The following is a 24,461-nucleotide window of genomic DNA, read 5'->3' as shown; positions in this document are numbered from 1 at the left end:
ACCCAGTGTCCGCGATGCCCGTCCGAACGCCGGCATGGCTCCAGCCCTGGCCAGGAGGCCCCACGCGCGAACGCCCGCCTCGGAAACGCGGGCGGGCGTTCGGCTGTCGGGCCTCCTGGCCCGCACCTGCCCGGCGTGAGCAGCGTGCCGGGCGTACGGGCTTCCTCCTATGTGGTGCGGCAGGCGTCGGTACGGCAGGCGTCAGTCCACGATCACCTCGGCACGCGCCGCCGGGGCCGACCCGACGAGCGCGCCACCGAAGTTCCCCTCGACCTCCGCCTTCTCCGCAGCGTTCGGATACGGGTTCGTGCACGCGGTGCCCGCGCTGGAACCGGACATCAGGCTCGAGCACGGTCCGGGCTTACGATCGGGCAGGCCCAGGATGTGACCGAGTTCGTGGGCGGAGATCCGAATCGTGTCGTAGCCCTGGTCGACGGCCTGGCGCCCGATGTAGACGGTTCCGTTGCCCAGGGTTGTGGGGAGGGCGCGCGGCCAGCCGTTGTCCGCGAGGACCCGAATGTTCGCGTGTTGCCCTGCGGCGGCCGGCCGCAGCTCGACGGCGTCGACGCTCTCGTTCCAGATCGCCGCGCCCCGGTCGACCGCGTTCCTGAACTCCGCGGAGCCACCCGCGTCGTAGGTGAACACACGGGCGGCCAGGGGAGCATCAGCCGCTTCGGACGGGGCGGCCACGGCCTGGCCGCCCGTCAGGGACAGGGACAGGGACACCATCAGGGCAGCGGCCAGGCCGCCGGTCAGCGTACGGACATGCATGATCGACCTCCTTGTGGGGGGAAGGGTAGTCGTGCTCATGACACTATCCGCTCGCTGCCCATGAGGAGCGGAGGCTAATCCGTCAATCTGAGGGCCCCGGCCGTGCGCCGTGTTCCGTGCGCCGTGTTCCGTGCGCCGTGTGCCGTACGCCGTACGCCGTGTGCCGTACGCCACCGACACCGCCGGAAGGCCGCGAGGTCCCTGCGGCCTCGGTTCGTCGGCCACGGCCCGATCTCCGGGCGCCGGGCGGGGCCGCGAACCGCCGCGGTGCCAGCCGTGGCGCCGGCCTTGGTGCCGGCCCTGGTGCCGCTATCCGCGCTGGTCGTGGCGCTGCCACTCGTGTCCGCCGTCGGTGGAGATCCACAGCCCTTCGCCCCGTACGAGGTCGTACGTCGCGGTCGTCGCGTCCGTGATGCCGTAAAGGGTCGTGCCGTCGACGGTGAGCGACGTGAAGGCCGCCGGCGTCTTCAGCGCGTGGAAGGCGCTGTTGGTGCGGTCGGCTGCGAGCCAGTAGCGGCCGCCCTCCTCGCCGACGAGCAGCCGCCCGTCCGCCAGCACCTCCAGGACGAACAGCTCCGAGCCACGCTTCAGGTCCTTCCAGGGGATGTCGCCGGCGACGACCGTCCGCCACCGCTCGCCCCCGTCCGTCGTCACCAACAGGCCGCGCACGCCCTCGTCCCGGGTGAGGGCGAGCGCCACGGTGCCACCCCGCGCGGCGAGGGCGCCGCCCGCGTAGGACTCCGGGACGGTCGTGGAGCCAAGGGTGCGACCGTCGCGCTGCCATACGACGCGGTCGGGGGCTTCGGTCAGGTGTTGTTCCAGGCTCCAGACCGTGCCCCCCTCGTCGACGGCGAGGCCGATGGCGTCGTCGGGCACCCCGGCCGGGGGCGCCACGGTGCGCGTGGCGGGGCGGTAGACGAGGGTCGGCTCCAGTTCGGCGAGCAGGACGTCGTCGGGGCGGACGCGCAACGGGGTCTCGGTGACGACGACTTCGTGCCGCTTGCCGCGTACGTCGAGGGCGTACGCTCCCTCGGTCCCCTCCCCCGGCGGCACCCCCACGAAGCCCCCGCTCACCCCCTTGAACGCGGGCCGCGTCGCCTCCGCGTCGGCGTGTTCCGCGTGCTCGGCGACCGTGCGGCCGTCGGGGCCGACGATGCGCCAGGCGGTGGCGGCCGGCCCCTCGTCGTCCTCGACGTTGCCGGCGTCGTACGTCAGCAGCAGCGAGCCATCGCCCGCGCGGACCGCGCCGGTGGGTGCGCCGGCCGCCTCGATGACATCGGCGGGGCGCGGGTGAGGGTCCTCGATGACGCGCTTGTACTTCGACTCCCGGTCCCCGGCGTCCCCCTCCGCGGAGCCACCCGAACCGCAGGCGGTCAGTGCCAACACCGCACCCGCCACGACCGCGAGCCCTGCCGCCCGCCCCCCGCGTTCCCTCAGCCACGCCATGGCCACATCCTCACATGGCCCGGAAGACCCGCCGGTCGGCGGCCAGGCGCCACGGCCTGGCCTCGGCCGACACCGTCGGACCGGCCGAGGCCGGTCGTGGCGCAGGACCGGAGAGGAGATCTCCGTGCTGCCGCTCGGCCTGCGGCTACTCCGGCTGTGTCACCGTCAACGCCCACCGGATCTCCTCCGACGAGGCGTCGACCCCGATGGTGAAGGAACCCCGCCGCACCACTCCGGGGTCCATCGTCACCGAGCCCACTCCGGCGGTCCCCGCCGGGCAGTCGACGGAGAACGCGGCGACCTCCGCGTCCTGCGACCGCATCGTCACCCGGACGTCACCGCCGCCTTCGCACGCCACCGTGAGGACGGTCGGCAGGCCCTCCCAGGCGCCTCCCGACGCGACCCCGCCGTCACCGGTCTGCTCCTCCACCCACACCAGACCATCCGGGCCGGGGTGGGGCAGCAGGGGATCTCCGGCCGCGGCTGCCGGCCCCGCTCCGGCACCCGCCAGCGCACAGGCGGTCAGTACGGTCACGGCCAGGACTTCTCTCGTCCGGTTCACGCTCACTCCTCACTGATCCGTCATGGACGCCACAGTCTGCAGGGGTGATCGTCTCCGGACCTGAGTACGCGTACTCAGGAACGAGCAGGTTGGCCGGAACCCGTCCGTCCCCGCCGCGGCGTCGCACAGCGCCGGAGCCACGCGTCATGCGCGAGGCCGCTGCCGCCCTCACCGTGTCCGGGACGGCCGTCCAGCCGGACCATGTTCGCCAGGCGTGCCAGGCGTGCCAGGCGCCATCCTGATCGCGGGTCAGGTGGTCTCGGCGGACCGCCCGGCGGACCGTGCGGGGAAGTTCCGCGGTGCCCCGTCGGTGCGGCTCTCGCCGGTACCGTCCGCGCGTTCACGGGGCTCGCACGGCGGCTCCTTCGACCGGGGCCATGTCGACGTCGTAGCGGTACGTGGTCGCGGGCGCAGGCGCAGGTGCAGGTGCGGGCGCGGGCGCGTCCCCCGCCGAGAGGCGGTGCGCTCGCCACACCGGGCCCCGCACGCGTCGTCGTGCGGGGCCCGGTGTCACGGAGGTGGCGTACGGGTCAGGGGCAGCTGATGCGGATGTCGCCCGCGTCCGTCGTACAGGTGTCCGTGTTGGCGCCGCCGTTGGCGGTGTCGTTGCCAGGGACGTTGTCGACGGTGTTGAGGTTGTCGGTGCCGAAGTTGCCGATCAGGTTGTCGTTTCCGGGACCCGCGTTGAGGGTGTCGTTGCCGGAGCCGCCGTCGAGGCGGTCGTGGCCGTATCCGCCGTGGACGGTGTCGTTGCCGCTGCCGGCGTTGACGGTGTCGTCGCCGCCGAGGACGCAGATCACGTCGTTGCCGAAGGTGCCGGTGATGGTGTCGTTGCCGCTGGTGCCGACGCGGGTGCAGCCGCGGGCGTTGTTGACCGTGGTGGTCGCCGTGGCGGTGTTGTCGGCGGAGTTCGGGTCGGTCTGCGTGGCGCCGACCGTGGCCCGGTCGGTGAGGGTGCCGGTGGCCCGGGGCTCCGCGGCGACCGTCACCGTGGCGGCGGCGCCGGGGGCGAGGGTGCCCAGGGCACAGTTCGCGCTGGTGGCGGTGGTGGTACAGGTGCCCGAGGCGGTGGTCGCGGAGACCACCGAGACGGCGACTCCGCTGAGCGTGTCGGACAGCGAGACGTTGGTGGCGGAGGTCGTGGTGCTGGTGTTGGTCACCCGCACGGTGTAGGTGGGCCGGTCGCCGATGCTGACCGTGGCGGGACCGGACTTCGTCACCGACAGGTCCACGCCGGCCGGCGGCGGAGGCGCCGCGCCGCCGCCCTCGAACCGGGCCAGGGCGAAGTCGTTGTCCGGGCCGCCCCAGCCGGCGGCGACGATCTTCCCGTCGGCCTGCAGGGCCACACCCTGGGCGGCGTCGCCGCCACCGAAGTCCGCGGCCGCGACGCCGCCGGTGCCGAATCCGGTGTCCTGGGTGCCGTCGGGGTTGTAGCGCAGGACGGCGACATCGCCGCCGGGGCCGTTGCTTCCGGCGACGACGATCCGGCCGTCGTTCGGTTGCAGCGCCACGTCCGCGGCTTCGCCGCCGGGGGTCAGCACCCTGCCGTTGCCGTCGAAGCCCGTGTCCAGCGGGCCGTCCGTGTTGTAGCGGACCAGGGCGAACCTGCCACTGCTGCCGCCGGCGGCGACGATCTTCCCGTCGGGCTGGACCGCCAGTCCCTCCACGGACTCGTACGCGCCGAAGTCGGTGCGCTCGATGCCGTCGCCGCTGAATCCGGTGTCCAGGGTGCCGCCGGGGTTGTAGCGGAGGACGACGAAGTCGAAGCGGGTCGTCCCGACCTGACCCCCGACAACGATCTTGCCGTCGGACTGGAGCGCCAGGGCCCGCCCGTCGCCGCCCTCCTCCGGCAGTCCGGGCGCCGGGTCGGTGCTCACCTGGCCGTCACCGCCGCCGAAACCCGTGTCCGGGGAACCGTCGGCGTTGTAGCGGGCCAGCGCGACCTGGCCGCCGGCGCTGCCGACGGCCACGATCTTGCCGTCGGGCTGCACCGCCACGGCCCGGGCCTCGTCCGGGCCCCCGAAGTCGGTGAACGCCCTGCCGTCACCGCCGCCGAAGCCCGAGTCCAGCGTGCCGTCGGTGTTGTACCGGGCCACCGTGAACCAGCAGCAGTTCTCGGACCCCCGCCAGCTGGTGCCCGCCACGACGATCTTGCCGTCGGGCTGCAACGCCACGGCGTGGGCCTCGCTCCACTGGAGGTCCGGGTCCATGTTGTTGATGGGGGTCGTCACCGTGCCGTCACCGCCGAAGTCGGTGTCCGGGGTCCCGTCGGTGTGGTGGCGGGTCAGCGCGAAGTGGCTCTCCGTCACCGAGTAATCGGCGGAGGCGCCGACAGAGACGATCTTTCCGTCGGACTGCACGGCCACGTCGTTGGCGCGATCGTCGTCGGCGATGCCGGTGAGCACCTTGCCGTCACCGCTGAAGGTGGGATCCAGGTCGCCCGGGGCCGCGGCCGCGGTGCCGGGGAGGGTCAGGACGAGTGCCACGACGGTGGCTGCGACGGTCCCGGTCCGGGCCGCCCAAGTCCGGCGGCGGCCGCCGCGACGCCGCGACGCTGGTCGCACATGAGGTGTATGCATGTGCGACAGCCTTCCGTCGTTCGCACACACGGGCGGACGCCACGAGCGGCGTTGCACTCACCGGACGCAGAGAATCCATCCGAGCGGGTGAGCACGTCCGGCGCGACCCAAGTCGTTACGCGAACAGGTGTCGGCGTGGCGGGTGCGGGACGCCGGAAGGGATGACGGCCCGCGCCGTTCCGGCGACTCGGTCAGGCGGCGCGGCAGAGAACCGACGGGACGGTGGGTGCCGCCGTACGGGCCTGGGCCGTGGGCACGGGGCGGGTGGCATGGACGGCGGCCGCGGCCCGTGAGCGGTTCCGTGTGAAGACGACGAGGCGCAGCACCGCGAACCGGGCGACACCGGCGAGTGCGGAGGCGGACAGGTAGACGATCTGCTCCAGCGTCGCACCGGGCGCCACCACGAGGCACTGCAGGGCAAGCATGGCCCCGCAGGTCACCGCGTACGCGGCCGCCGCCGACCCGGCCGACTGCACGTGCTGGCGCCAGGTCGCGCGCCTGCCCGCACCGAAGGTGAAGCGGGCGTGCAGCTCGGTGGCCAGGAGTGTGGAGACCACCGTGATCAGGGCGTTGGCCAGGACCCAGGGCATCCAGGAGGCGAGGGCCGCCACGGCGAAGCTGGACGCGAGCCCCACGCCGCCGCCGCAGAACACGAAGCGGGCGAAGGCGGTGCAGGCGCCGGGGGCCGCCTGTTGCCGACTCTGCACCGTGTCCATGGCCTGACCCCCTTGATCGCCCACTCCGCGAAACACGCGCCTCCGACCCGGTAGGCCATCGAGGCGCTGTTTCTTGATACGGAAACGCTACGTTGCATTCACATAAACGGCAACACAATTGTTGCGTATATTCTGGATGAGTGCAGGCCAAGGCAGGATTTTCGTTGCAACGAATCTGAAGCGAATGCAACAACCTCACCAGAGTTCATTGCAATGGTTGAAGCTGAACGCTATATCTCCAGGGCGTCCATGCCCGGGGCGCAGGTGTCCCGCAGTTCGGCGAGTTCGGCGGCGGGCAGGGTCAGGGCGGAGCCTCGCCGGCCGTGGTCGAGCAGGGTGGACGCCGTGTCCAGCCAGCGTGGCAGCGGGGCCACGCCGATGAACTCCGCCAGGCGGGACAGCTCTTCGACAGGGTGGTCCAGGAGGTTCTCGTAGGCGAGGGTGGTGCGCCGGTCGGCGGGGAGCCGGGTGAGGAACTGCGTTCCCTCGGTGACGAGTTCGGACCACAGGGTGCCGAACGTCCGCAGGGGGATGTGCCGGTCGCGTACGAGGGCGGGGTCGAAGCGTTCGTCGAGCAGGGGCGCCAGGTCCGGGGGCAGGGCCCGGACGTGCTCGGGGGTCAGGTCGGCGAAGCTGTCGATGCCGGAGCGGGTCCTGATCTCGCGGAGCAGGGAGATGGTGCGGTACCCGGGGTGGCGGCTCATGGACAGGGCACAGTCCGGGCCGTCGCGGAACATGTGCACGAACTTCGCGTCCGGGAAGGCCTCCCGCAGTCCCGGTGCCCAGCCGGTCGAGTACCCGGAGCGTTCCACGACGGCGGTGCGTCCGAGCCGGGCACAGAGCAGGCCGAACAGGGCCCGGTGGTGCTCGGCGGCGCCGCGCTCCGGCCACCGGACCACCGCTGCGCCGAGTTCGTCGAGGAGCCTGTCGGGATCGTCGGTGAGGTGGGGCAGCACCATCAGGGAGAGCGCGGGAATCCCCGTCGTCCGCGCCGAGTACCTGCCGGGGCGACGGGTGTAGAGGAACTCGGGCAGGGGCAGCCCGCTGCGGATCATCCGCTCGAAATGCGGCGCGGGCCGGAAGAGCGCCTGCCAGAACTCCTCGCCTCCCACCTTGCCCCCGGGGAAGGACGCGTCGCCCACCGAGGCCATGAACTCGTTCAGGCTCAGCACGTCCGGATGGGCGTTGAGGATGCGTGACAACGCCGTCGAGCCGCTGCGCCCCGTACCGAAGACGAAGGTCAGAGAACGCATGATCCCCTCTCGAATGGTGCGACCGGCGCGTCCACGGGGGCATGCACCGTACGTCCCGCACCACTCTGCCGGAACAGCGCCCTCGGGGGTGCGCCGGACGCGGACACCCGCTGACTTCTCGATCCCGAGGGCGAACCGCCGTCGGCTGCCGCCGAGGTGTCCGGCGTCCGTGTCATGAGAGTCCCCTCGCATCGCCGGCGGTTCGCTGGTCCTCCCCGTTCCCACCCTGTCATCAGGCCCTTACGAATCCTGGACCCTGCGGCTCGTCGCGGAGGCGAAGCCCAGCCAGGTGTGCCGGTTGCCCCACCAGCACCAGCCGACCTTGGGTGCGTCGCGGCGCTCGCGGCCGTCGCGCCCGGTGCCGTTGCTGATCCAGATCGCCGGGGTGCGGGCGTCCAGGGTGCCGTTCGCCTTGCGCAGCCGGGAGCCGATGGTCATGAAGCAGTGGTTGCGCTCGAGGACCTCGGGCTGCTGGAGCACCCAGTGGATGCCCTCGGTGAGCAGCAGCGGGGTGCGATCCTCCTTGGTGAGGGCCGGCAGTGCCTCGTCCGGGCTCCAGTTGGCCATGTGGTCCCCGCGGTCGAGGCCGGTGACGAGGTAGAGGCGGGTGTCGGGCAGCTCGACGCCGCAGGGGGCGAAGCCGTCGACGTCGGGCATGTCGATGACGACGAAGCCCGGCTTGCCGTTCCGGCGGAGCAGCGGCGCCAGGGCGGAGGCCGGGACGAGGTCAGGGTGAATCGCGAGCAGAGCGCCGTCGCCTTCGCCTTCGCTGTCACCGCCGGTGTCGCTGTCGGTGTCGCTGTCGCTGCCGACAGGCACCTCAGCCGACTTGGCCGCCTCGGCCGAGTCGGCGAAGGTACGAAGCTCACCGACGGACAGTCCGGCGAGCTCGTGCACGCCCAGCTCGATCAGTCGCTCGGCCTGCGCGCTCAGGGTCGGAAGTGCGGGGAGGACTGTGGCGGTGGCGGGCGTGGTTTCGGGCACGATGCTCCCAGGAACGGCGACGGAAACGGGCGCAGAGGCAACGAGACCGCCCACCAGAACGTTCCCGCCGCCGTATCCGTCCCCTCTCGTGATCACGACCCCGCACGTGTCCGGGATCCGGGATCCGGGATCCGGGATCCGGGATCCGGGATCCGGGATCCGGGATCCGGGATCCGGGATCCGGGCTCACCTCACTGCCCTCCTGACCTCCTGCGCCACCCGGTTGCACCGGGAGCCCGCCGACGAGCGAACCCCGCTGAGAGCAAGGCGAGTTGACCGTTTCAGGGCACACGCCCAGGCCATTATGATCTTGGGCATGACTGTGCAGAACGTCGACAGGACGCTTTCCCGTAAACAGCGGCTTCAGGAGAAGCAGCGCCGCCAGTTGTCGGTCGTCGACACGGTGGACAAGGCCGAGGGCAAGGTCCGCAAGGCAGAAGCCGAGCTGGCCGTGGCGGTCACCGAGGCTGTGCAGGTGTTCGGCGACGAGCAGTCCGCGTCCGAGGCGCTCGACATGTCGGTCGAAGCGATCCGGCGCTTTCTTCACATGGCGCGGGACGAGGCGGCCGACGCCGGCAACGCAGCCGAGGCCGCCAGCAAACCCTGAGCTGGGCGTTCCCTCGCTCCGGCAGGTCGGCAGGCTCTGTCACACCCTCTCGTCGGCCCCGGCCGGGACCGTGGTCGAGGTTCACGGTCCCGGTCGCGGAGGTCGCGGAGGCGAACGTGGCGACCGCGGCGAGAGGCGTCGGGCAGGCGAGTCGCCGTCCGAACGTGAGTCGCCGTCCGAACAGTGAGGCGCCGTCAAGAGCGGGGGAGCCGCCGTCAGGGTTTGACCGGTTTCACCTTGGTGTCGATGCCGTTCACCCGCACCGTGACCTTGCCGCGTCCGCGCGCCCGGTCGGCCACGATCTCGTAGGACGTGACCTTTCCGTCGCGCCACTCGCAGCTGACCTCGTAGCCGCCACGGGCGCGGAGGCCGGTGAAGGCGCCCTTGGCCTTCCACGTGTCCGGCAGGGCGGGCAGCAGGTGGATGACTCCGTCGTGGCTCTGCAGGAGCATTTCCGCCACGGCCCCCGAGATGCCGAAGTTGCCGTCCATCTGGAAGGGCGGGACCGATGCCCGGCTGGCGCGCTACGAGGCGGGCTTGGGATTCATTGGTCACAACGAGATCTCCCGGCCCATTCATCGGCTCTTTCACGGTGGAAGTGCAGCCTCACCGACGCCAGTCGGGGGCGTGATCATCGTCGCCGGAGAAGAGATCGGATGTCTAGGGGTGTGCGGCACTGACTCTCCCAGCAGGGTCCGTGCGGGCCGTCGGCTCGGGTCTTGATCGGCCGATTCCCCGACGCGGCAGAGAGCCGCAACGGCACAATGACGCCACGTCACGCCGCAACGGGCCACAACTGCCCACCGCCATCGGATCCTTGGGCGTGCGAGGAGAGGAAGACATGTCGGATCCTTGGGCGTGCGAGGAGAGGAAGACGTGAGCGAGAACCAGGCCACCGGCACCCCGCACGAGCGACCCGACACCGGCACGGCGCACAACGCCCGCGTCTGGAACTACTGGCAGGGCGGCACGGACAACTACGAGGTCGACCGGCAGGTCGGTGATCACGTCGCCGGCATGATTCCCGTCATCCGCGACATCGCGTCCGCCGACCGGCGGTTCCTCATCCGCGCGGTGCGCCATCTCGCCGAGGACCATGGGATACGCCAGTTCCTCGACATCGGCACCGGCCTGCCCGCCCTGGAGAACACCCACGAGATCGCCCAGCGCATCGCGCCCTCGTCGAGGATCGTGTACGTCGACCACGACCCTGTCGTTCTGGCGTACGCCCGCACCCGGCTGACCAGCACGGAGGAAGGCGCCGCCGCCTACATCGACGCCGACGCGCACGACCCCGACGCCATCCTGCGCATCGCCGGTCGGACACTCGACTTCACCGAGCCCGTCGCGCTGATGCTGCTCGGCATCCTCAACTTCGTCCTCGACGACACCGAGGCGCAGGCCATCGCGCGCCGACTCCTGGAGCCGCTCGCCCCCGGCAGCTTCCTCGTGCTGACCCACCCCACCGCCGAGCCCGAACTCGGCGGCGACCTCCAGCTGGAGGCGATGGCATTCTGGAACGCCCACGCCGAACCGCCGGTCACCGCTCGCAGCGCCAAGGAGATCGGCCGGTACTTCGACGGCCTCACCCTCCTGGATCCGGGCCTCGTCCCGTGCTCCCTGTGGCGCCCTGAACCCGGCGACGGGCCCACCGTCGTACCCCAGTTGGGGGCAGTGGCCCGGAAACACTGACACCGCCGCGTCGTGGGGTCAGGACCCGGCGAGCCCGGGGACGCGGGGCGGCGCTCACCGGCACGACCCGACCGGCGCCCGCGATGTCCCCGGCGGCGCGGACGGGGTCCCGGGTTCGACGCGGTTGATCCCGGCGTTGTCGTCCGGTCAGGTGGGACCGGGCCCGGGGGCGCGGCGGCGGGTCCCGGCGCGTCCCCATGTCGTGGTGGAGACGGCGAGGAAGGAGAGGAGGACGAGGGCGGCGGCCGGGGCGAGTGCGGTCCAGGGGGCCAGTTCCGCGTAGGGCTGGTTCTCGGAGAGCAGACGGCCCCACTCCGGGGTGGGCGGCTGTTCGCCCAGGCCGAGGAAGCCCAGGGAAGCCAGGACGAGCACGGTGGTGGGCAGCCGCAGCAGGGCGTTGCGCACCAGCGCGGGCAGGACCGCCGGCAGCAGGTGGTGGCGGAGGAGGTACGCGGGGCCCGCGCCGAAGGAGATCGACGCGAGCAGGTGGCCGCTGGCCCGTTCCTGTTCCAGCAGGGCGGCCGTCTGAGCGGCGTACGGGGTCCAGGCCACCACGCACACCGCGCACGCGGCGCCCCAGACCGACGGTCCGGTCACCGCGGTCGTGAGCAGAGCGGCGAGGACGGCCGGCAGCGTCGACACCACTTCGGTCAGGCCCGCCCCCAGCTGTGCCGTCGTACCGATCACCAGTCCGGCGAGAGCGCTGACCACCGTCACCGCGAGGGCCACGCCGACGGTGCGCAGGGCTCCGTGGCCCAGCCGGGCCAGCAGGTCGCGGCCGAGCGAGTCGGTGCCGAGGGGATGCGCGAAGGAGGGTGGCAGGAGCCGGGCCGTCGTCTCCACGTACAAGGGGTCGCGCAGGAGACCGGCCACGACGAGGGTGAGCAGGGCCGTGGCGCAGAGGCCGATGACCCAGGGCAGCGACCGCGGTCGCGTGAGCCGGGGCGGGTGCAGGGCGGGCAGCGCGCCGTCCCGCAGGGCCGGGCCGAGCAGAGTGTGACGCGCCGCCTGGATCAGGAAGCCGGCACAGACACCGAGCAGGACCAGGGCCAGCGTCGCGGTCTGCAGCGGCGGCATGTCCTGGGCGATCGCCGCGTCCAGCGCGAGTCGGCCGAGGCCCGGAATGTTGAAGATCTTCTCGACGGCGACCGCACCGCCGACCAGGGCGACGACGGTCGGCAGGAGTTGGGGGAGCACCCCGGCCAGGGCGCTGCGCAGCGCGGTGCGCGCGATGCGCCCGCCCGCGTATCCGTGGGCGCGCCAGGTCCGTGCCCACGGCTCGTTGAAGGCGGCGGGCAGGGACTGGTCGAGGAGACCGCCGATCATCGCCCCGGAGGGCACGCCGAGGGCGAGGGCGGGCAGCACCATCGACTGCGGTCCCGCCCAGCCCTGGGAGGGGAACCAGCCCAGCCACACCCCGAACACCGTCGCGAGCAGTGAGGCGAGCAGGAACTTGGGCAACGCGGCGAGGACGGCGGCGGCGGTGCCCGCCCGTCTCTGCCGCAGCCCTCGCCGGGAGCCGAGGCGGAGGGTGCGGGCGCAGACCAGCGCGGCCACCGCGGTCGTGACGGCCAGCGCGCCGAGCATGAGCGTGACGGAGACCGCGAGGGCGGTCATCACCTGGGGCAGAACCGGTTCGCCCGACACCCAGGAGGTACCCGCGTCCCCGCCCGCCAGTCCGGCCAGCCATCCCGAGAGATGGGCGAACGGCCCCTCGTCCAGGTCCAGTTGTTCGCGTACGGCGGTCAACTGGGCCGGGGTCGGGTCCTGGTCGGCGGAGCGGGCACGCAGGACGGTCAGCGCGGGGTCGATCCCGGACAGCCAGGGCAGGAAGGCCACGGCCGCCAGCAGCGCCGCTCCCGCGACGACACGGCCCGTCCCCGCGCGCCACCGGGTCGGATGGGCCTGGGCACCGGCCGACGACGTGATCCGCATCGGTGGTTACTTCAGGTGGGTGTCGACGTCGACCAGGGACCGCTCGCGGGGATCGAGGAGGACCCCCTCGACGTCGTCGGCGATTCCCTGCACGACCTTCTCGTGCACCAGCGGGACGACGGCGTCGGTGCGCAGGATCTCCGCCTCGGCCCGCATGATCCTCTGCTGCCGTTCGGCCGTGTCGCCTTCCTCGGCCGCGGACTTGATGGCCCGGTCGACCTTCGTGTCCTTCAGGCCCGCGATGTTGTAGACGCCGTCGCCGGTGTAGTCGCTGGCGAGATAGGCGACCGCGTCGCCGGTGTCGAGGAGCGTGACCCGGGAGAAGACGAGGGCGTCGTACTTGCCCGCGAGGAGGTCGGCCTCCATCTGCGTGTACTCGCGCACGTCCTGCTTCACGGTGAACCCGGCCTTCTCCAACTGCTGTTGGAGGACCGTCGCGGCCTCGGGGAGTTCGGCGCGGTTGGTGTAGGTGGCCAGACGCAGGGTCTTGCCCTTCGTCTCCGTCTTCACCTGTGCGGCGGTCGCGGCCTCGGCCCGGCCGGTGACCTCGGTCCGCCGGTCGGTGGCCCAGGAGACAGCCGGCCCGAACAGGCCCTGCGCGGGGTCGGCGTAGCCACCGAAGACCGAGTCGACGAGGACGCCGCCGTCCACGGCCTCACGGGCGGCGGCGCGCAGGCCGGCGTCGGTGAAGATGCCGCTGCCGGTGTTGAGGATCAGGCTGTCGGTGCGCACGGAAGGGACTTCGTGGCGCGTGTTCTCGTCGAGGAGCTTCGCCTGGGCGGTGGGGATCCACTCGGCGATGTCGACGTCGCCGCCGCGCAGGGCGTTGGCGCGGGCGGTGCCGTCGGCGATCCAGGTGACATCGATGCCGGGCGCCTTGGCCTTGCCGCCCCAGTAGCCGTCGTAGCGGCTGAGCGTGGCCTTGGTCTTCCCGGTGAGCCGGGTGATCGCGAAGGGGCCGGTGCCGGTGCCGACGGGGCTGACGGTGCCGTCGGCGGCGTACGCCTTCTCGGAGAGGATGCCGAGGGCGGGGCTGGCGAGCCGGAGCGGGAGCACCGGGTCGGCGGTCTTGGTGGTGATGGTGACGGTGTCGGCGTCGTCGGCCTTGGCGGTCAGCGTCACGTCGCTCAGCACGCGCGGCTTGGTCTCGGCCTCGTTGGCGTGGTCGAGCGCGTTGACGACCGACTCGGCGGTGACTTCGGTGCCGTCCTGGAACGTGGCCTTGCGCAGTTCGAAGACCCAGGTCGTGTCGTTCTTCCGGGTCCAGGAGTCGGCCAGGGCGGGTGCCGCGGCGCCCTCCTCGTCCAGGGCGGTGAGTCCTTCGGCCACGGAGAGCTTGCTGAGCACGGTGGCGTCGTTGCTGTACGGCGACAGGGCCTGCGCCGGTGGCACTGCGAGGGCTATCCGCAGACGGCCGGCCGCTCCCGACCCGCCACTCGCGCCCGAGCCCTCCTCGCCGGCGGCGAAGCAACCGGCCAGCAACGGGGTGAGAGCGAGAGCCGCGACGAGGTGGCGGGGAGTGGTGCGCATGGTCGGTCCTGTCGTGCGGAGGGCAGCTCACGCCCCCGGCGCGCGACAAGCGACATCCGGGGGCTCGACCACAGGATATAAGGTGAGCCTTACCAAGCTCTCACCAGGTGTGTGAGGTCTCAACCGTTGAGACTTCTCCCCGCATGACCGCGCGGGTGTGGGGAAGTCAGCGCTTTCGGGCGTCCGGGGCGTCGCGGTTTTCGTGGGCCTCGGCGAGGAGGAGGTAGCTGCTGGCGGTCCAGGTGTAGGCGCGGTCACGCAGGCCCGTTCCGGTGAGGGCGTCGAAGTTCTCCGCGAAGCCGTGGGTTTCGCACAGGGCGCGGAAGCGGGTGCTGATCTCGTCGGCCAGGCGGTGGTGGCCGCTGCGGCGGAGACCGTCCTCGATGAGGATCGTGGCGGGGGCCCAGATCGGGCCGCGCCAGTAGCCGTCGGGGAGGTAGTGGGGCGAGGTGGGGAGTTCGGTGGCGAGGCCGTGCGGGGTCAGGTGGGTCTCGATGCGGTCGGCCAGGGCGCGGCTGACGGCGTCCGGCAGGTGCTCGCCCAGCACGACGGGCATCAGGTCGAGGAGGCTGGAGCTGGGCCAGGTGGCGCCGCCGGCGACTCCCCGGGAGACGAAGCGGTCACCGGTCCAGAGCTGGTCGAGCATCGCCGACTGAGTCGCCTCGGCGTCCCGCATCCATCGGCGGGCCTGGTCCGGTCTGTTCAACTGCGTCGCCAGCCGGGCGAGTTCGTGCAGCTGGAGGACCAGGAAGGCGGCCAGGTCCGCGGTGACCACCACGCGTTCGGGGTCGAAGGTGGTGGCGTTGTCCCAGCCGCTGTCGTTGCCGTGCTGGTAGTGGGGCAGCGCGGCGCCGGGGGCACGTCGCGCGGTGAGCCAGAAGCTGGTCCAGCGTTCCAGCCTGCCGTACGTCTCGGTCAGTTCCGCCTCGCTCGGGGGCGTCGTCAGGCGACGGCTGAGGCGGGCGAAAGCCCAGCCGTGGATCGGGGGTTTGACGAAGTTGTGGAGGACTTCGGAGTGGGTGACCGAGTCGGGCAGTGCCCCGGTCTCGTCCTGGTGGTCGAAGGGCAGGTGGAACTGGTCCCGGGCCAGTTCGGGGAGGCCGGGGGCCAGGGCGAGGGCGTTGAAGCAGTGGTCCCAGCTCCAGACCTTGTCCATCCAGTGCTTGGACATCAGGACGGCGGGACGGGTGACCAGTCCCGCCGGGCGTACGGTCGCGGACCACACGACGTAGGCGGCGAGTTCGGTTGCCGGGGTGGCGGACGAACGCCAGGGGGCCACCGCGTCGACGAAGTCCGCGAAGGAGTTCCGCGCGGCTTCGACGATCTTGCCGAAAGGCGTGGTCGGCGTGTACGGGGGCCGGGCCGTGTCGAGTTCCTCGACCGCCATCTCCCAGGGGCCGTCCGCGTCGGCGCTGATGGTGAGGCCGCGGTCGGCGCTGCCCAGGGCCTGGCTGCCGCGTGTGTCGACCGCCGCGCCGCGGAGCACGGTGACGCGGTAGCGACGTCCGGTCTCGTACGACGTGAACACGTACGCGTCGGCGGCCGCGTCGTGGAAGAAGTAGGTGCCGGCGAAGGGGGTCAGCGTTCGGGCCGCCGCGGAGACGCTCAGCGGGTGCCCCGTACCCCGCAGGCGTACGGTGTCCGGCGACTCGTAGGCCAGTTCGACCCGGCCGGCCGCGCCGGTCCAGCTCAGCAGCGCCGGCGTCGCCTCCAGGCGGGTCTCGGCCCGCTCGCCCGTCGTGGCGTCGAGCGGCACGAGGCGCAGGACGGCGTGCATGCCGTTCTGGTGCGAGACCAGGTGCAGGTCCTCGGCGTACGTCTTCTCCGCCAGGACCGGGGAGATGTCGAACCAGGAGCCGTGCGTGCTGAACGGGATGTCGTGGAGGGAGAAGGCCGGGCCGGGTCGTGCGGCGGTCATGAAAGGGCTACTCGTTTCTTCGAGGGGGGAAGGGGCCGGTCAGTCCTTGACGGCTCCGGCGGTGACGCCGGCGGCGACGTAGCGCTGGGCGAGGACGAGGATGACCGCGGCGGGCAGCGAGGCCACGACGGCGGTGGCCATGATGGCGTTCCACTCCTGGTTGTTGTTGCCGATGTAGTGGTAGATGCCGAGGGTGATCGGTTCGTGGGCGCCGCCGCTCGCGAGGGTGCCGGCGAAGACGAAGTCGGACCAGGACCACAGGAACGCGAACAGCGAGACCGTGACGATCGCGTTGCGGCTCATGGGCAGGACGATCGACCAGAAGGTGCGCAGCGGTCCGGCGCCGTCGGTCTTGGCGGCCTGGAGCAGTTCGCCGGGGATGCCGGACATGAAGGCGGTGAAGATGAGGACGGCGAAGGGGACCGCGAGGGTGGAGTCGGCGATGATCAGGCCGGGGACGGACTGGAGCAGGCCGAGGCTGAGGTAGATGGCGTAGAAGCCCATCGCCATGATGATGCCGGGGATCATCTGGGCGGCCAGGAGGACGAAGTTGAGGATGCCGCCGCCGTGTGGGCGGAGTTTGGCCAGGGCGTATCCGGCGGGTGCGGCCAGGGCCACGGTCAGGACGACGGTGCCGAGGCCGATGACGAGGCTGGTGCCGAGGTAGGGCAGCTGCTCGTCCAGTACCTTGCGGTAGCCCTCCAGGGTGGCGTCGGCCGGGAACAGGCCGGGCGGGCTCTTGCGCATGTCCTGATCACGGGTGAGGGACACGTTGAGCATCCAGTAGACCGGGAAGAGCATGACCGCGGTCAGCAGGAGGCCGAGGGCCGTCTTCCACCACGTACGGTTGCCGCTTCGGGGCATGGCCTTGCCGCTTCCGCTCATGACAGTGCCTGCTTTCGCTGGACCCTCATGTAGACCAGGCCGAAGGCCAGGGCGGCGACGACGAGCAGGTTCCCGACGGCCGCTCCGGGGCCGAAGGCGGGCAGCAGGTTGCCGAAGCCGAGTTGGTAGGACCAGGTGGCGAAGGTGGTGGACGAGTCCGCCGGGCCGCCCTTGGTCATGATCCAGATGATGTCGAAGACCTTGAGTGTGTAGACCAGGCCCAAGAGCAGGGTGATCGCGGAGACCGGGCGCAGCAGCGGGAAGGTGATGCGCCAGAACCGCTGCCAGGCGTTCGCGCCGTCGAGGGCCGCGGCTTCGTAGAGGCCGGCCGGGATGGACTGCAGGCCGCTGTACAGCACGACCAGGTTGAAGGGGACGCCGATCCAGATGTTGGCGATGATCACCGAGGTCAGTGACCAGGACGGTGAGGTCAGCCAGTTCACCGGGCCGATCCCGACGGCGTGCAGGGCCGCGTTGACGATGCCGGAGTCGCTGTTGAGCATCCACGACCAGGTGGAGGCCGACACGATCAGCGGCAGCAGCCACGGCACCAGGAACAGCGCCCGCAGGGTGGCGGAGAGCCGGAAGTGCTGGTGGAAGAAGACCGCGAGAGCCAGACCGATGACGTACTGGAAGACCAGGCACACGGTGGTGAACACGACCGTGTGGAGCAGGGCCGGGGCGAAGGTGGGGTCGTCGAGGACGGTCCGGTAGTTCGCCAGGCCCGTGAACGGCGCGTCGCCCTGGACGAAGGAACGGACGGTGTAGTTCCGCAGGCTCAGGTCGAGGTTGCGGTAGAGCGGATAGGCGTAGAAGAGGACGAGGTAGAGGGTGACCGGGGCGAGGAACGCCCAGGCCGCCCACTGCGGGGAGGTCGGGCGGCGCCGTGTCCGGGGCGGGGCGGCGGGGGCCGCCCCGCTGTGGCCGGGCACGGGCCGACGGCGTGGCACTTGTGCCGTGTCAGTCATCAGAAGGCCCTCATGTGCGGTCACTTGACGGCGGACTGAGCGGCCGTGAGCGCGTCCTTCGGAGACTCGGCGCCGCTCAGGGCGGACTGGACGGCCTTCCACAACTGCTCGGAGATCTTGGGGTACTTGGTGCCCAGGTCGTCGCTGGTGCGCCCCTTGGCCGCCTTGACCGCCTCCACCCACGGCTTCAGCTCGGCGTTCGCGGCGACCTGCTTGTCCTGAACCTCGGCGGTGGGGGCCACGTACGACAGGGTCGTGTCGGTGTCGTACAGGTTCTCGGTGCTGGTCAGGCAGGCCACCAGCTTCTGCGAGGTGGCGTAGCGGCCGGTGTCGCCCTGCACCGGGATGGTGACGAACTCACCGCCGGTCGGGGCGGCGGCGTTACCGCCGCCGGAAGCGGGGACGGGGATGACGCCGTAGTCGAAGCCGGCCTTCTCCGCGCCCGCGAGCTGCCAGGTGCCGTTCTCCGCGAACGCGTAGTCGCCGCTCGCGAACTCCTGCCAGCTGGTCGTCTGCGTGTTGTTGATCACCGAGTTGGGGGCGTAGCCCTTGTCCAGCCAGTTCTTCCACAGCGACAGCGCGGACACCGCCTCGGCCGAGCCGATGTCGGTGAGCTGCGCGCCCGAGCCCCAGAACCACGGCAGGAACTGGAAGCTGCCCTCCTCCGTCCCGATCGCCGAGAACGTGATCCCCTTCTTCCCTGCCTTCTCGACCTTCGCCAGCGCCGCCGTCAGCGAGTCCCAGTCCTTCACCGAGGCGATGTCCACGCCGGCCTTCTTGAGGACCTCCTTGTTGTAGTAGAGGGCCAGGGTGTTGGCGCCGACCGGAGTTCCGTACGTCTTCCCGCCCGACTGACCGGCCCCGAGCAGGTTGGCGTCGACGGCCGAGGTGTCCAGCTTGTTGTCGTCGGTCGTGGTCAGCACGCCGGCCTCGGCCAGGGTGGAGACGACCGGGTTGTCGACTATGAGGACGTCCGCCGAGTTGTCCTGCTGCGCCGCCAGCAGCGCCTTGTTCGACAGGTCGCTGGTGTCGAACGCGGTCCGCTTGATCTTCACTCCGGCCTCGGTGCCGCAGTCGTCCAGCAGCTTCGCCCACGCCGAGCCCTTGGCGAACTGCGGGTACGGGTCCCAGATCGAGTACGTGCCGCTCTCCGCGCCCTCGGCGCCGGTGCCGCCCGAGCCGGATCCACAGGCGGTGGCACTGGTGGCGACGGCCAGCGCGGTCAGGGCTGCGGCGGTCAGACGGCGCTGTCTGGAGTAGCTGTTCATCGCGGGTTCCTTTGTGTCTGGCATGCGGGTGCCGAGGCGTTCGCGGGCATGCGGGTGCCGAGGCGAGGGATTGCCGAGGGCGGCGGGTACGCCGAACGGCACCGATGTGCGGGCCGGGTGTTCGGCGAGCGGATGAAGAAGGGCGAGAAGAGCGGGCGAAGGCAGCGAGGTGAGGCGGGCAGAGCGGGGAGAGCAGGTGGGGAGGGCGGGCGCGGATTAACCGAGTTGTGCGGTCAGGGCGTCGTGCTGGACCCGGTGTCCGCGTTCGGCGCGGCTCCCGCAGGACCGGTGCTGGCCCGCAGCGAGATCGGCGGGGCGAGCAGATGGTGCCGGGGCGGCGCGTCGGGGTGGTCGAGCCGCTCCACCAGCAGTTCGACGGCGAGACGGCCCATGTCGGCCGCCGGTACGTCCGCCGCGGTGAGCTGCGGGGTCACCGTCTCCGCCCAGCGGCCGGCCACGACCCCGGTGACGGAGAAGTCGCGCGGCACATGGCGGTCGGCCTGGGCCAGCCCCCGGTAGAGGCCGCCCAGCGCGGCCTCGTTCAACGTGACCAGGGCCGTGGTGGCGGGGTCGTCGTGCAGGATCCGTTGCACACAGGCCTGGCCGGAGGCGGCGTCGTCACCGCAGCAGTACGTCCGGACGGTCAGTCCGCGCTCGGCCGCGGCCTTGGTGAAACCGTCCAGGCCGCGGTGCGCGGACTCGTACCCGGCGCGCAGCAGCTGCTCGGGACGGTTGACGAAGGCGACCCGGCGGTGACCGAGATCCGCCAGGTGGTGGACGCAGCGCTCGACCAGGGCGGTGTGGTCGAGGCCCACCCACCAACCGCCCTCCGGGCGAGCGGTGCGGCCGATGGTGACGGAGGGGAAGTCCAGGGCGGTGAGGTGGTCGACCCGGTCGTCCTCCAGCCTGATCTCCATCAGGATCGCGCCGTCGACCCGCCGCTCCCCCATCACCCGCTGGAAGGAACGGTCGCTGTCCACGCCGCTGGGGGACAGCAGCACGTCGTAGTCGTAGGCCGCGGCCGCCTCCACCACGCTGCCGATGAAGTCCAGCTGCATCCCCGTGTAGTGGTTCCCGGCAGGCGGGAAGACCAGACCGATCGTGCTGGTCCGCCCGTTGGCCAGGGCACGGGCACTGGCGCTGGGCCGGTAACCCAGCTCGTCGACGACTTGCTGGATCCTCCGGCGCGTGTCCTCCGAGACCGGCCGCTTGCCGCTCAGCGCGTAGGACACGGTGCTCCGCGAGACACCGGCCCGCCGGGCGATCTCACCGATGTTCACGCCGACTCCTTGCTCGAACCGGTTCGATACCTCAGAAGAGAATACCGCCTGCGGGTCGTGAGGGGGTGGGATGGACGAGGGGCGCTCACCGGTCGTCGAACCGGTTCGCGTGAAGTGACGGTAAGAACTGTGGGAGCGCCTGTCAACACCCTTGCCCGCCTGGCCAAGATCCTGACAAAAGGCCTGGAAATCCTTGCGTTGAGGGGATTGCTGGTCGGGCATCTCGGTGCTAGCTTCGCCGAACCGGTTCGATGAAGTGATCCTTCCGGCCGCCGTGTGGGCCGCTCCGCGCGCCGCGCCACCTGCGCGCCTCCTCGCCGGAGACAGCCGGAAACAGCACGTGGACGAGCAGCCGACCGAGGTGGGCCGACCGGAACCCCGTCACCCGAGGATTGAGGACGCGATCCATGCCATCCGCTGACAGAACCGCACGGCGCCGAGCTCCCGCCGCCGTGGCCCTGACGCTCGGCGCGGGCCTGCTGGCCGTGCCCGCCGGCTCCGCTCAGGCGGCCGACACGCCCCAGCCCGTCGCCCGCTACACCTTCGACCAGGACGACCTCGCTTCCGGCAGGATCACCGACAGTTCGGGCAACGGTCTGACGGCGACCCTGGTGAACGGCTCCACCGCCCGGTCCGTCGAGGGCGCGGACGGAGGCAAGGCGCTCGCCCTGCCCGGCGGAGCGCCCACCTCGGACGGCGCGTACGTCCGGCTGCCCCGCGAAGTGCTCGGCGACGCGAGCGACCTGACGGTCTCCGCCCGCGTGAAGTGGAGCGGCGACAAGTCGGCCTGGCAGCGGATCTTCGACCTGGGCACCAACACCACCACGTACCTCTTCACCACCCCGTACAGCGGCAACGGCGTGCTGCGTTCCGCCGTCACCGCCGGCGGAGGGGGTGAGGCACAGGTCGACGGGTACGCGATGCTTCCCGCCGATACGTGGAAGACGGTCACCGTCACCCTCGACACCTCCGCCGGCCAGGTGACGACCTACCTCGACGGCGTGGCGGTCGCCTCGGCCGAGACCGGCGTCAAGGCCAGGGATCTGCTGGCCGGTTCGGCCACGGCCGCCGGTTACATCGGCAAGTCCTTCTGGCCGGATCCGCTGCTCAAGGGCGCGATCGACGACTTCACCGTGTGGCACTCCGCGCTCAGCCCGGAGCAGGTGGCCGGTACGGTCGGGGACGTGCCGACCGTCCAGGAGCCCTCGAAGACGTCCTTCGAGGTCCGTACCACGACCGGGACCGCCCCGTCCCTCCCCGCCGCCGTCCGCTCCTCCTTCTCCGACGGCTTCGACCGCGACACGCCGGTCTCCTGGGACGCCGTGCCGTCCGAGAAGTACGACCGGCCGGGGACGTTCACGGTGGCGGGAACGGCAGCCGGGCGCGCCGTGAAGGCGACCGTCACGGTGGTGCGCGAGGGGCAGCTCACGGTCGACCTCGGCTCGGACACCGGCGCGTTCCACGGCGGCGCCTCCGGCACCCTCTACGGCGTGTACGGACCGGACGTCCCCACCAACAACCTCATGGAGGGCATGGGCCTGCGCACGGTCTCCACGAAGGCGCAGGACGGCCCGCAGCACCCGGGGGCCGACGCGCTGGAGGTGGTGAAGCCGCTGGCCGACTCCACCGACGGTGATGTGTACATCTACATGACCGACATCCACCGCGGCTTCCCGTACCAGTGGCCGGGCGACACCCCCGAGGAGAAGCTGAAGCTCTACAAGGAGAAGATCGCGGAGCAGGTCGACCAGGTCCTGAAGCTGCCGGAGAAGTACCAGGACAACATCGTCTTCGTGCCGTTCAACGAGCCCGAGGGCAACATGTTCGGCACCGGCGAGTGGAGCTACGACAAGGTCAGCTGGCTCGACGATCCGGACGACTTCTTCGCCGCCTGGGACGACGCCTACCAGCTCATCAAGGGCAGGATGCCCGGCGCCCGCATCGCCGGCCCCAACACCAGCGTCCTGTTCGACCAGGTGAAGGGCTTCCTCGGCCACACCCTGGCCGCGGGCACCCTCCCCGAGGTCATCACCTGGCACGAGCTGAGCCACCCGGAGGCGGTGCGGAAAAGTGTCGCCAAGTACCGGGCGTGGGAGAAGGAGTTGTTCCAGGGCACCGGCAAGGAGGGCACCCGACTCCCCATCAACATCAACGAGTACGCCTTCAACTACCACACCTCCGTCCCCGGCCAGATGATCCAGTGGGTGTCCGCGATCGAGGAGTCCAAGGTGGACGCCGACATCGCGTACTGGAACATCGACGGCAACCTCTCCGACTCCGCGGTGGAGTCCAACCGCGGCAACGGACAGTGGTGGCTGCTGAACGCGTACGCCTCGATGAGCGGGCACACGGTGGAGGTGACCCCGCCGTTCCCCGGCGAGAACTACACCCTGCAGGGCGTCGGCACGCTGGACGAGAGGAAGAAGCAGGCCCGGCTGGTCTTCGGCGGGTCCACCGGCAAGGGCCACATCACCTTCGACAAGGTTCCGAAGAAGCTCTTCGGGGAGCGCGTGCACGCCTGGGTACGGGAGATCGAGTGGAGCGGACAGGTGGGCGACTCCGCCGGCCCGAAGCTGCTCACGGAGACGGACCTGAAGGTCGGGGACGACGGCACGGTCGTCGTCGGTTTCGGTGACGGCGGACTGCCCGCCCTGAAGGAGTCCTCGGCGTACGAGATCGTCCTCAGCCCGGCCGGCAGAGCGAAGGGCACTCAGTCGCCGTCCGCCTCCTGGCAGGCGTCGTACGAGGCGGAGGACGCCGCCCACACCGGGTCGGGCTACTCGAAGAACGGCCCCGAGGGCTCCCCGCGCGACGTGTCGAAGTTCTACACCTCCGGCGGCTACAACGTGGGCGGTCTGCGCACCGGCTCGGACGTCACGCTCGACTTCACGGTGGAGGTGCCCGAGGACGGCACCTACGACCTGGGCGTCTTCGCCAACTCCCTCAACACCTTCGACAGGGTGAAGGAACAGGGCCCCACCAACGTCTTCCTGCGGGTGGACGGCAAGGCGGACAGTGAGCAGGAGCTGTACCTGACGCTGGGCTACAAGTGGGTGGTGTGGGACCACACCGACACCAAGGTCCGGCTCACCAAGGGCAAGCACACCCTGACGCTCGCCGCGAAGAGCCTCGACGGCGAGCGCGCCACCCAGGGTGACGCCATCGTCGACCGCCTCACCCTGTCCCTTCCCGGGGCTTCGGCCGCCACCCAGGTGTACGAGGGCGAGCTGGCCTGGCTGGGCGGCGGGGCCCAGCCCGTCTACGACCTGCCGAAGCAGGCCGGAACCGCCGCCACCGGCTCGGGCGCGGCCCGCCTCGCGAAGAAGCAGACCGCCACGTTCTGGGTCTACTCCCCCGCCGACCGCGAGGCGACTCTCCGGGTCGACACCCTCGGCGGCTCGGGCGCCCGGCTCTCCGTCAACGGGCACGACGTCCTGCGCCTGGCCAAGGGCAGGAGCAGCGTGGCGGTCTCCCTCTCGGGCGGCGTCAACAAGGTGACGGTGACCGGGGGTTCGTCCGCCACCCTCGTCGACCGCCTCACGGTCACACCGACGCGGGGCGCGCTCCCGGAGCGCACGTACGAGGCGAAGGACGCGAAGCTCGCGGGCTCGGCCACACTCACGCCGCTCTCCCTGGCCACCGACGGGACGGCGATCAGCGGGATCGGCGGCGCCCCGGGCAACGGCAACACGGCGACGTTCACCGTCGCCGCGGACCGGGCCGGCCTCTACGCGCTGCGCGTGCGCTACTCCAACCCCGAGCAGTCCGAGGCCACCCACTACAACCCGGACCCGCTCGCCCGCCACGCCGACATCACCGTCAACGGCGGCGAGACGCGGCGCGTCGGCTTCCCGCACAGCTTCCACCAGAACAACTTCTGGGAGCTGACCGTCCCGGTCCAGCTGGAGAAGGGGCAGAACACGGTCGTCTTCCGCTCCGAGGAACTGCCGAACTTCGACGGCACCACCTACGCCTCGGACACCTTCCCCGGCGTGCTGCTCCGCTCCCGGTACGCGCCGCTGATCGACCGGATCACCGTCGCGCCGTACGCGGGACAGGTGCGATGA

Annotated in this window: 18 protein-coding genes; 3 read left to right on the top strand and 15 right to left on the bottom strand. The window is 71.2% G+C overall.

Annotated features, from left to right (window positions below; all coding sequences use genetic code 11):
• Window positions 1-201: 201 nt before the first annotated feature.
• The 7 genes from OG272_RS45475 to OG272_RS45445 all read right to left on the bottom strand — a co-directional run bounded on the left by OG272_RS45475 (window position 202) and on the right by OG272_RS45445 (window position 8,311).
• Window positions 202-771, bottom strand: a complete 570-nt coding sequence (locus OG272_RS45475; protein ID WP_327726306.1) for a snapalysin family zinc-dependent metalloprotease — start codon at window positions 769-771, stop codon at window positions 202-204.
• 309 nt (window positions 772-1,080) lie between these two features.
• Window positions 1,081-2,217, bottom strand: a complete 1,137-nt coding sequence (locus OG272_RS45470; protein WP_327726307.1) for a hypothetical protein — start codon at window positions 2,215-2,217, stop codon at window positions 1,081-1,083.
• 145 nt (window positions 2,218-2,362) lie between these two features.
• Window positions 2,363-2,779 carry a hypothetical protein gene (locus OG272_RS45465; RefSeq protein WP_326573727.1) on the bottom strand — a complete coding sequence of 139 codons (417 nt, stop codon included), beginning with the start codon at window positions 2,777-2,779 and terminating at the stop codon, window positions 2,363-2,365.
• Between the two features lie 530 nt (window positions 2,780-3,309).
• Entirely contained in the window at window positions 3,310-5,265 is a 1,956-nt protein-coding gene (locus OG272_RS45460; RefSeq protein WP_405895938.1) for a calcium-binding protein, read from the bottom strand.
• Between the two features lie 284 nt (window positions 5,266-5,549).
• Window positions 5,550-6,074 carry a GtrA family protein gene (locus OG272_RS45455; protein WP_327726309.1) on the bottom strand — a complete coding sequence of 175 codons (525 nt, stop codon included), beginning with the start codon at window positions 6,072-6,074 and terminating at the stop codon, window positions 5,550-5,552.
• A gap of 230 nt (window positions 6,075-6,304) precedes the next feature.
• Window positions 6,305-7,327, bottom strand: a complete 1,023-nt coding sequence (locus OG272_RS45450; RefSeq protein WP_405895937.1) for a sulfotransferase family protein — start codon at window positions 7,325-7,327, stop codon at window positions 6,305-6,307.
• A gap of 240 nt (window positions 7,328-7,567) precedes the next feature.
• Entirely contained in the window at window positions 7,568-8,311 is a 744-nt protein-coding gene (locus tag OG272_RS45445; protein ID WP_405895936.1) for a DUF5701 family protein, read from the bottom strand.
• A 316-nt stretch (window positions 8,312-8,627) separates the two neighbouring features.
• On the opposite strand from OG272_RS45445, the gene OG272_RS45440 reads away from it, so the two are divergent.
• Window positions 8,628-8,918 carry a hypothetical protein gene (locus OG272_RS45440; RefSeq protein WP_405895935.1) on the top strand — a complete coding sequence of 97 codons (291 nt, stop codon included), beginning with the start codon at window positions 8,628-8,630 and terminating at the stop codon, window positions 8,916-8,918.
• Between the two features lie 215 nt (window positions 8,919-9,133).
• On the opposite strand, the gene OG272_RS45435 is transcribed toward OG272_RS45440, so the two are convergent.
• A complete protein-coding gene (locus tag OG272_RS45435; RefSeq protein ID WP_405895934.1) occupies window positions 9,134-9,409 on the bottom strand; it encodes a glycoside hydrolase family 95-like protein in 276 nt (91 codons plus the stop codon).
• Window positions 9,410-9,794: 385 nt separating this feature from the next.
• Between OG272_RS45435 and OG272_RS45430 the strand changes: the two genes are divergently transcribed.
• Entirely contained in the window at window positions 9,795-10,610 is an 816-nt protein-coding gene (locus tag OG272_RS45430) for an SAM-dependent methyltransferase (protein WP_405895933.1), read from the top strand.
• Between the two features lie 147 nt (window positions 10,611-10,757).
• On the opposite strand, the gene OG272_RS45425 is transcribed toward OG272_RS45430, so the two are convergent.
• From OG272_RS45425 to OG272_RS45395, 7 genes are all read right to left on the bottom strand, one after another.
• Window positions 10,758-12,545 (bottom strand): ABC transporter permease subunit, encoded by a 1,788-nt coding sequence (locus OG272_RS45425; RefSeq protein ID WP_405895932.1) that lies wholly within the window; start codon window positions 12,543-12,545, stop codon window positions 10,758-10,760.
• A 6-nt stretch (window positions 12,546-12,551) separates the two neighbouring features.
• Entirely contained in the window at window positions 12,552-14,075 is a 1,524-nt protein-coding gene (locus OG272_RS45420) for an ABC transporter substrate-binding protein (protein ID WP_405895931.1), read from the bottom strand.
• 166 nt (window positions 14,076-14,241) lie between these two features.
• A complete protein-coding gene (locus tag OG272_RS45415) occupies window positions 14,242-15,993 on the bottom strand; it encodes an amylo-alpha-1,6-glucosidase (RefSeq protein ID WP_405895930.1) in 1,752 nt (583 codons plus the stop codon).
• Window positions 15,994-16,032: 39 nt separating this feature from the next.
• Entirely contained in the window at window positions 16,033-16,857 is an 825-nt protein-coding gene (locus OG272_RS45410) for a carbohydrate ABC transporter permease (protein WP_326585483.1), read from the bottom strand.
• Between the two features lie 17 nt (window positions 16,858-16,874).
• A complete protein-coding gene (locus tag OG272_RS45405; RefSeq protein WP_405895929.1) occupies window positions 16,875-17,846 on the bottom strand; it encodes a carbohydrate ABC transporter permease in 972 nt (323 codons plus the stop codon).
• A 20-nt stretch (window positions 17,847-17,866) separates the two neighbouring features.
• Window positions 17,867-19,114, bottom strand: a complete 1,248-nt coding sequence (locus OG272_RS45400; RefSeq protein ID WP_405895928.1) for an extracellular solute-binding protein — start codon at window positions 19,112-19,114, stop codon at window positions 17,867-17,869.
• A gap of 233 nt (window positions 19,115-19,347) precedes the next feature.
• Window positions 19,348-20,394: a LacI family DNA-binding transcriptional regulator gene (locus tag OG272_RS45395; RefSeq protein WP_326573750.1), complete on the bottom strand. Its 1,047-nt coding sequence runs from the start codon at window positions 20,392-20,394 to the stop codon at window positions 19,348-19,350.
• Between the two features lie 407 nt (window positions 20,395-20,801).
• Here OG272_RS45395 and OG272_RS45390 point away from each other — a divergent pair, with 407 nt between their 5' ends.
• Window positions 20,802-24,461: a LamG-like jellyroll fold domain-containing protein gene (locus OG272_RS45390; protein ID WP_327726319.1), complete on the top strand. Its 3,660-nt coding sequence runs from the start codon at window positions 20,802-20,804 to the stop codon at window positions 24,459-24,461.

Source organism: Streptomyces sp. NBC_00104 (genome assembly GCF_045160825.1).
Classification (GTDB): Bacteria; Actinomycetota; Actinomycetes; order Streptomycetales; family Streptomycetaceae; genus Streptomyces.
The sequence above is the reverse complement of the archived record's forward strand: the minus strand, read 5'-3'. Positions and strand labels throughout refer to the sequence as shown.